This window comes from Paenibacillus sp. FSL H3-0333, assembly GCF_038002805.1.
GTDB classification, from domain to species: Bacteria; Bacillota; Bacilli; order Paenibacillales; family Paenibacillaceae; genus Paenibacillus_AQ; species Paenibacillus_AQ silagei.
This window is the reverse complement of the sequence record NZ_JBBODG010000004.1, coordinates 1-6,970: the sequence shown is the minus strand read 5'-3', so window position 1 is coordinate 6,970 and position 6,970 is coordinate 1. Positions and strand designations below refer to the sequence as shown.

5 protein-coding genes are annotated in these 6,970 nt (G+C 55.5%); 2 read left to right on the top strand and 3 right to left on the bottom strand.

The annotated features are described in order from the left end of the window. Positions 1-80 precede the first annotated feature (80 nt). The gene (locus MHH78_RS34010; RefSeq protein ID WP_445668116.1) at positions 81-2,300 is read right to left on the bottom strand and encodes a response regulator transcription factor; all 2,220 of its coding nucleotides are present in this window, start codon (positions 2,298-2,300) and stop codon (positions 81-83) included. Between the two features lie 165 nt (positions 2,301-2,465). Beyond that, the gene (locus MHH78_RS33835; RefSeq protein ID WP_036723784.1) at positions 2,466-3,218 is read right to left on the bottom strand and encodes an IclR family transcriptional regulator; all 753 of its coding nucleotides are present in this window, start codon (positions 3,216-3,218) and stop codon (positions 2,466-2,468) included. 285 nt (positions 3,219-3,503) lie between these two features. Between MHH78_RS33835 and MHH78_RS33830 the strand changes: the two genes are divergently transcribed. Both MHH78_RS33830 and MHH78_RS33825 read left to right on the top strand, forming a co-directional pair. Next, positions 3,504-4,502, top strand: coding sequence for an alpha/beta hydrolase (locus tag MHH78_RS33830; RefSeq protein ID WP_076085584.1), 999 nt, complete (start codon positions 3,504-3,506; stop codon positions 4,500-4,502). A 184-nt stretch (positions 4,503-4,686) separates the two neighbouring features. Further along, positions 4,687-5,874 carry a Fe-Mn family superoxide dismutase gene (locus MHH78_RS33825; RefSeq protein ID WP_341170475.1) on the top strand — a complete coding sequence of 396 codons (1,188 nt, stop codon included), beginning with the start codon at positions 4,687-4,689 and terminating at the stop codon, positions 5,872-5,874. Between the two features lie 512 nt (positions 5,875-6,386). Here the strand turns inward: MHH78_RS33825 and folE are convergent. After that, positions 6,387-6,970 (bottom strand): GTP cyclohydrolase I FolE (folE, locus tag MHH78_RS33820; protein ID WP_341170474.1); only part of this gene is annotated, 584 nt, incomplete at its 5' end.

Sequence of the window (6,970 nt, the reverse complement as noted above, 5' to 3'; positions counted from 1 at the left end):
AAAAAAATCCCTTTTCGCTGAAAAGGGGATTTCATTTTTCTGAAATAAGCGGATAAATTATCGCAGCCTCAGGAGGGCTTTCAGGACATCTCGATACGCTCGGAATCGAATATTCTTTTGTAGACCAGTGCTATGATCTGTGAGCGGTCTGTTACGTCCATTTTATTAAAAATACGGCTCAGATGATTCTTGACGGTATGCTCGCTGATAAACAAGGCGCTGGCAATATCCTTGTTCGTCTTGCCCAGAATAATCAGCTCCAGCACTTCCTCCTCGCGCGGCGAGATTCCCCATTCCTCCTTGGGCGTCTTCAGTGCCGTACTGTTCAGCAGCTTCCCTGCCGACACGCCTCTTTTGGCGGACATCGCTTCCGAGCGGCTGCGCAAGAAGGATTGGAAGGTAGTTCGCGGCTCACTGTACAGCTCCCCGACTACATGATCATCCAGGTTGAAGCGGGAGGGGTCCAGCCACTCCAGATCCGAATCCGCCAGCAGCTCCTTATCCGCGCCCTTGCCTGCATGATGAAACACCAGCGCGAGCAGTTGGGCAGTGACAGAGACCGAAGGCTTATTGATCTGAAAATAGAACGAAGCAAACTGGTCCACCTGCTTCAGCAAAGAAAGCTCCTCCGGGTAGAACCCGTACCCATGCAGGAAATCCAGCCTGAACGGAGCCAGCAGAGCAGCCGTTCTCATCTGCTCTGACTCCCGCTCCGGCAGTCCTGTATAACGGGCAAGCTCATACGCCATGGCAGAAGCCTCTGCCGACAGGCGGTGCAGCTCGGGATTACTGAGCCGGAGATAATGAAGTGTCTGCCCGGTGAAGACCCCTGCCTGCTTCATATGTCTGGCTTCCTTCTCGATCAGACGGATCGAAGTACTCGCCAGACTGGCGAGACAGCCGGTTAAGGACAGCCACTCCTCGGCTTCGCTGCGGCGTCTGAAGCCCACTGACAGAATGCCCTTGAATACCTTCTCGGCAATCAGCGGACATTCGAGCAAGACCTGCCCCTCGGCCTCCCCGTTGATGATCGCAGAAGAGAGAAAGGCCTGCGAGGAGTAACGGGACTGGAGGTCCTGGACATACGGCGCAATCTCCTCCGGCCTCCACCCCTTGGCGTAATGGGTATCCCCCGGCTGCTCCTCGAAGAATACGAGCACCGATGACGGGAAGAACGGCATGCCCATTACCATATCCAGCAGCACAGTGCCCAGCTCCTGAGTGGATGCGGCCTGCGGCAGCAGGCGGGCAGCCTCCTTCAAGCGCTGGGTGGCTTCCCTGCGCAGGGTTTCGCGCTGCACCAGCTGCTCTCCCCGTCCGGATAAGCCCAGGAGCGCAGCAACATTCTGCTCATACTGGGCATAATTCTGGATTGGACGGCTCTTCCCAAAGCCTACAGCAAGCAGCAATGCCCTCTTCCCGCTGTGAATTCTCAGCGGATAGCATGACAAATATTCCGGCTGCGTCATTGCGCGCTGAGTGAAGAATAACGATCTCGGATCTTGGGCAATGTCCTGCCAGTGCCGGGGCTCCCTGCCCAGAACTGCCTGTCCCAGGAAGCCGTCTCCCTGCTGGAACCCGGCATTCATGAGAAGTCCTGCTTCTTTGCCGGCAGAATATTTGACCTTGAACTGTCCGGCCTCCTCCTCTTGGGCAAAGGCATACAGCTCCGCATCAGAGAACATACCGGCCATCTGCTGCAGCACAACCTCTATCTTCAGGAACTCACTCTCCAGATTGGATAACAGCTGGGTAATCACCAGGCTCCGTCTCTGTTCCAGCGGCTTCACTGCGCACCCCGCCAGCAATTTGGAGAGCACATTCCCGAGCACACTCAATTTCCCCCTGATGCTGACGATGCCTTCCCGGCTAAGCTCAGGCATGGCGGCCAGTACATCCTTCAACATCTCATAGTCGGGGTGTTTCCGCATCTTGGCCTCGAACGCCTGCAGCACAAGCCCGCGGGTACCTTCTTCCATATATAAGCCGGACCATAAATAGTACGTCTGCCCATAGTCTGGAACCAGCGGACTGACCACATACTTCAGTCCGGGGACCCACTCTTCAAGTACAGCAGGATATGATAAGGGGCCCATTCTGAGCAATGCAGGCTCGAAGGGACGCTCTATGACCTGTAAAGATTTAAACATCTTCTGATAGAATATTCCGGAAAGCGTCGGGCGCGTAACCACATTCCCAGCCTGATCCGTAAGCACAAGCGCCTGGCCCGTAACAGAGCCGAACGTATCCTGGAGCTCTTGAATTTCTCCCATCAGTGAATCGGGTATAGCTACTTTCATCCCATCACCTCGTGCCCCTGGATTCCTATTATTTCTTCACTCTTAATTTAGCTAATCATCACTAATGATAGTTCATTTTAACTAGATATACAATGAATGACGAAGGCTGAATAGCCTGTATGTCCTAAAGTTTTCCTTCATAGATCTGCTGCCGGAGGCCTCAGATCAGCCCATCATTAGGCCCATTTCAGCAGCAGCCTCAGCCAAAATGACAGCATATTCCTCCAGAGTCTCCCGCGACAAACGGCTGACCGGGCCGGACATCGAGAGCGCTGCTACCACGCCCCCGGCCCGTCCGGCGATGGGCACAGCCACGGCTGCCGCTCCCGGCTCCCGTTCCTCGAAGCTAGTTGCATAGCCGCAGCGGGTGATCTCCTTCAGCTGCTCCAGGTACTGGCTGCGGTCTACACTGTCCGGCCATGCGGGGTCGGCCAGCAGCCGGACCTGCACTTCCGGCGGCGCGTAAGCAGCCAGAACCTTGCTTGATGCGCCTACCGAGAGCGGCAGCCTTGCCCCGATCTGGGCTACCCGGCGGATAGCCTGCCGGCTCTGCACCGCCTGAATGCGCACACGCTCCAGATTGTCGCGCAGATACAGGCTGACCGTCTCTCCCAGGCGGTCGCGCAGCCGCTCCATGGCGGGCAGCAGAAGCACCGCCGGCTCGTTCAGCGTCGGGAGATGTGTGGACAGCTCCCAGATGCGGATGCCCAGGCGGTATTTGTCCGTCCCCTCATCCCGCTGCAGGAAGCCCTTCTCCTCCAGTGTGGTCAGCAGGCGGTGCACTGTGCTTTTATGCAGGCCGATCTTCGCAGAGATCTCCGTCAGACTAAGGTCGTAATCATCATTATCCTGAGTGAAGCACAGTAATATATCCAGCGCACGTTCTACGGCGCGTACAGTCAGCTTCCGGTCTTCCACCCCGATCTCCCCTTCACATGTTTCACCTATTGAAACCCGGTTACATAATTATTAAGATATCCCTATCTTAGTGCAAAAGCCTAAATAAAGTCCAGCAGATTCCGTATCCATAATCAGCCGTCCGCAGTTTACAGTTACATTACAAAAGAACCATTTCCATTGACTTTGTAAGGGCATAAATTTACGATTAAATATATGAACTATTCATGCTCTGAATCTTGAAACTTTCCAGGAGGGGACCTTATGAATCTGGCAACTAGTCATCCCGGCGCGCCGGTCTCCCGTATGCCTAACGAGGGTAAGCCCGCTTCGTCACCACTAATTCCACTTCGGATGATACGCCTTAAGCACATCATTGTGGCCCTGCTGTTATCCGTATTCTTCTTCTTTGTATTCTGCTTCATCGCCCTGCATGCCTACATTGCCTGGGTACTCTCGAATCCTACTGTAGCCCCACTCTATTCCAATCCTTATCAGGCCAAGGGGCTTGCCTACGAGGATATCAGCTTCCCTGCCAAGGACGGCAGCCGGATGATGGAGGGATGGTATATTCCTTCCAAAGGAGCTACCAAAACTATTATTTTCAGTCACGGCTATGGCGCGAACCGCGAGGAGAGCTGGGTTCCCATGTATGATCTGGCCCACTACGCGCACAGCCTGAGATTCAATGTCGTCATGTTCGACTACGGCTTCGCCTCCAAGACCGACAGGGATATCGCAACCGGCGGCAAAAAAGAATCCCAGCAGCTGCTCGGAGCCATTGCCTTCGCCAAGGAGAAGGGAGCAGACCAGATTGTGGTCTGGGGCTTCTCGATGGGTGCAGGCACCGCCCTGCAGGCAGGACTTGTAACCAAAGATGTGGATGCGATGATTCTGGACAGCACCTTCCTGCTGGAGCCGGACACCCTGTACCATAACATCAAGCAGAACATCAATCTTCCCCGCCAGCCTTCGCTGGAGATTATGGAGATGCTCTTCCCGGTGCTGAACGGCACAGGACTGAATCAGATTCCTTACTCCAAGGTCAAATCGGAGGATTATCCGTTCCCGGTACTGTTCATGCACGGCACCAAGGACGATAAGGCACCTTATCCGATTGCCGAGGAGCTGGCGGCGAACCAGAGCAATCCGTATTCGGATTCATGGATCGTGGAGGACAGCCATCATGAGCTGCTGTTCCGCGAGCACCCGCGTGAGTATCTGCGGCGGGTATCCGCTTTTCTCGGGAATGTGCAGCTGGCCCAGATCAGCGGGAGCCAAGGCAACCCCACCGCAAGTAAATAGCATCTTATCGTTACCTACGGCATGTGCAGATGTATCCTGTGATACATTCTGTGCATGCCTTTTTACTGTGCGGGGCACAGGACCTCCAATCCGCCGCAATTCCCCTCACAGGCCAGTCTCATAAGCTGTCCCTCTCCGGCATATAATGGACCGATGAAACTTTAGGACGGGAGGACTGCATGTTATGCCATATGTATTCGTTGCACCGCCGCCAGTACAGATTCTAGGGGAGATTGCCTTCTGGAAAAATCAGGAGAAGGAGCATGCCGAGGTCCTGATCCAGATCATCCCACGCCTGGAGGAGCCTTATGTAAAGCTGCTGGAGGACTGGGCCATTGTCTTCCTGGCTACAGAACAGACGGCGCAGCAGCTGCTCGCTAGTCCCCAGGCACCAGACGCAGGCGGTCCGGGGAGTCCATCTGCCGAAGCCGGTCTGCTGCTGCACACCGCCTGCGACCAGTCCGCCGAATTCATCCGGCACCTGAAGGCCATGAAGGAGGCCAGTGCCGCCGTCAATGCCTTCCCCCTGGCGGGAACCACGCTGCTGCACTTCATCCGGGAGTCCGAATACTTCCTCGCTGTACTGGCCGCCCTGACTCCTGCGGACTACGGACCCGGGATGCTGCGGATGAATCCGCCGGAACAGGCTGAACCCGCACCTTCACCCAATCCTGCTGCAGGCGGAGACAGTCTACAGGGAACAGGAAGCTTCGCAGTTCCGTTATGGGAATCCCGCGAGGCAGGCTCGGTTCCCATCGGCGGGCATACGCTTCCCCCTCTGCCTTATGCCTATAATGCTCTGGAGCCGTATATTGACGAGAAGACGATGATCATTCATCACGACAAGCATCACCAGAGCTATGTAGACGGGCTGAACAAGGCGGAGAACAAGCTGGCGGAAGCGCGCCTGAGTGGCGACTACGATCTGGTTAAGCATTGGGAGCGGGAGCTTGCGTTCAATGGAGCGGGACACTATCTGCATACGATCTTCTGGAATGTCATGTCCCCGCAAGGAGGCGGCCGCCCCTCCGGCGCCCTGCTGGACGCTATAGAACGCAGCTTCGGAAGCTATGATGCCTTCAAGGCCCAGTTCACTGAGGCCGCAGGTAAAGTCGAGGGCGGCGGATGGGCTATTCTGGTCTGGAGCCCGCGCAGCCGCAGACTGGAGATTCTGACGGCTGAGAAGCATCAGAATCTGTCCCAATGGGATGTCGTTCCGCTGCTGGCGCTCGATGTGTGGGAGCATGCCTATTACCTCAAGCATCAGAACAACCGCGCCGATTACATCCAGGACTGGTGGAGAGTCGTGAACTGGCCTTATGTCGCCGAGCGCTACGGGGCCGCCCGCAAGCTGGTCTGGCAGCCTTTCTGAGGCTGATTCCTCCCTCTCATGGCGGCGTTCTGCGTATCTCTGGCCAATTCTGAGGTTGTTCACTCTCACCGGCTGCTTGTATGGAGTAGCATTGTTGCACTTCTTGCAGGATTTCTCTAAATTTATTAGAAGCTGTGGAGGTATTGGGTCACACACCTTCGCGCGAGCACAATGTATGCTGTTTTTCACACACATTTAGGCCGTGTGCCTGCTAGCGAGCATAATGTATACTGTTTTTCACATACATTCGGTCCGTGTGCCTGCTAGCGAGCATAATGTATGCTGTTTTTCATATACATTCGGGGCCACAAGCCTGCGCGCTAGCAAACGTATGCTATTTTCCGCATACATTCGGGCCACATGCCTGCGTGCCAGCAAATGTATGTTGTTTTTCGCATACATTTGAGCCACGCACCTTCGCGCGCAAAAGCCCGCCGCCACTGTTGAAGTGGTAGGCGGGCTTTTGCGCTTGCAGGGCCGGTCCGGCAAGCTTATCCTTCCCGGCTCCGGCTTTATTCCTTGATCAAGGCCAGGAATTCGGCCCTTGCCGCAGCGTCCTCACGGAAGGTGCCGCGGGTGGCCATCGTAACCGTCTTGCTGCCCGGCTTCTTCACACCCCGGGCACACATGCACAGATGCTCCCCTTCGACTACAACCATGACACCGTGCGGATTCAGCACCTCAGTCATAATGTCGGCGATCTGGGCCGTAATGCGCTCCTGCACCTGTAACCGGCGGCTGACCGCTTCTACGAGCCGGGCCAGCTTGCTGAGTCCGGCAATGCGGCCGCTGGGCACATAACCGATATGCACCTTGCCGAAGAATGGAGCCATGTGATGCTCGCATTGGCTATAGTAGACAATATCCTTCACAATGACCAGCTCTTCATGAGACTCGTCGAAGGTTACGCCCAGCGCTTCGCGCGGATCAACGGAATAACCGCCGAAGATCTCTTCATACATCCGGGTCACTCTGGCCGGTGTTTCCAGCAGGCCTTCACGGCTCGTATCCTCACCGATTAATTCCAGAATTTTCTCAACATGATACTCAATCTGCTCACGGTTTACAGTAACCTTCCCGTTCTTGTACTCCTTGA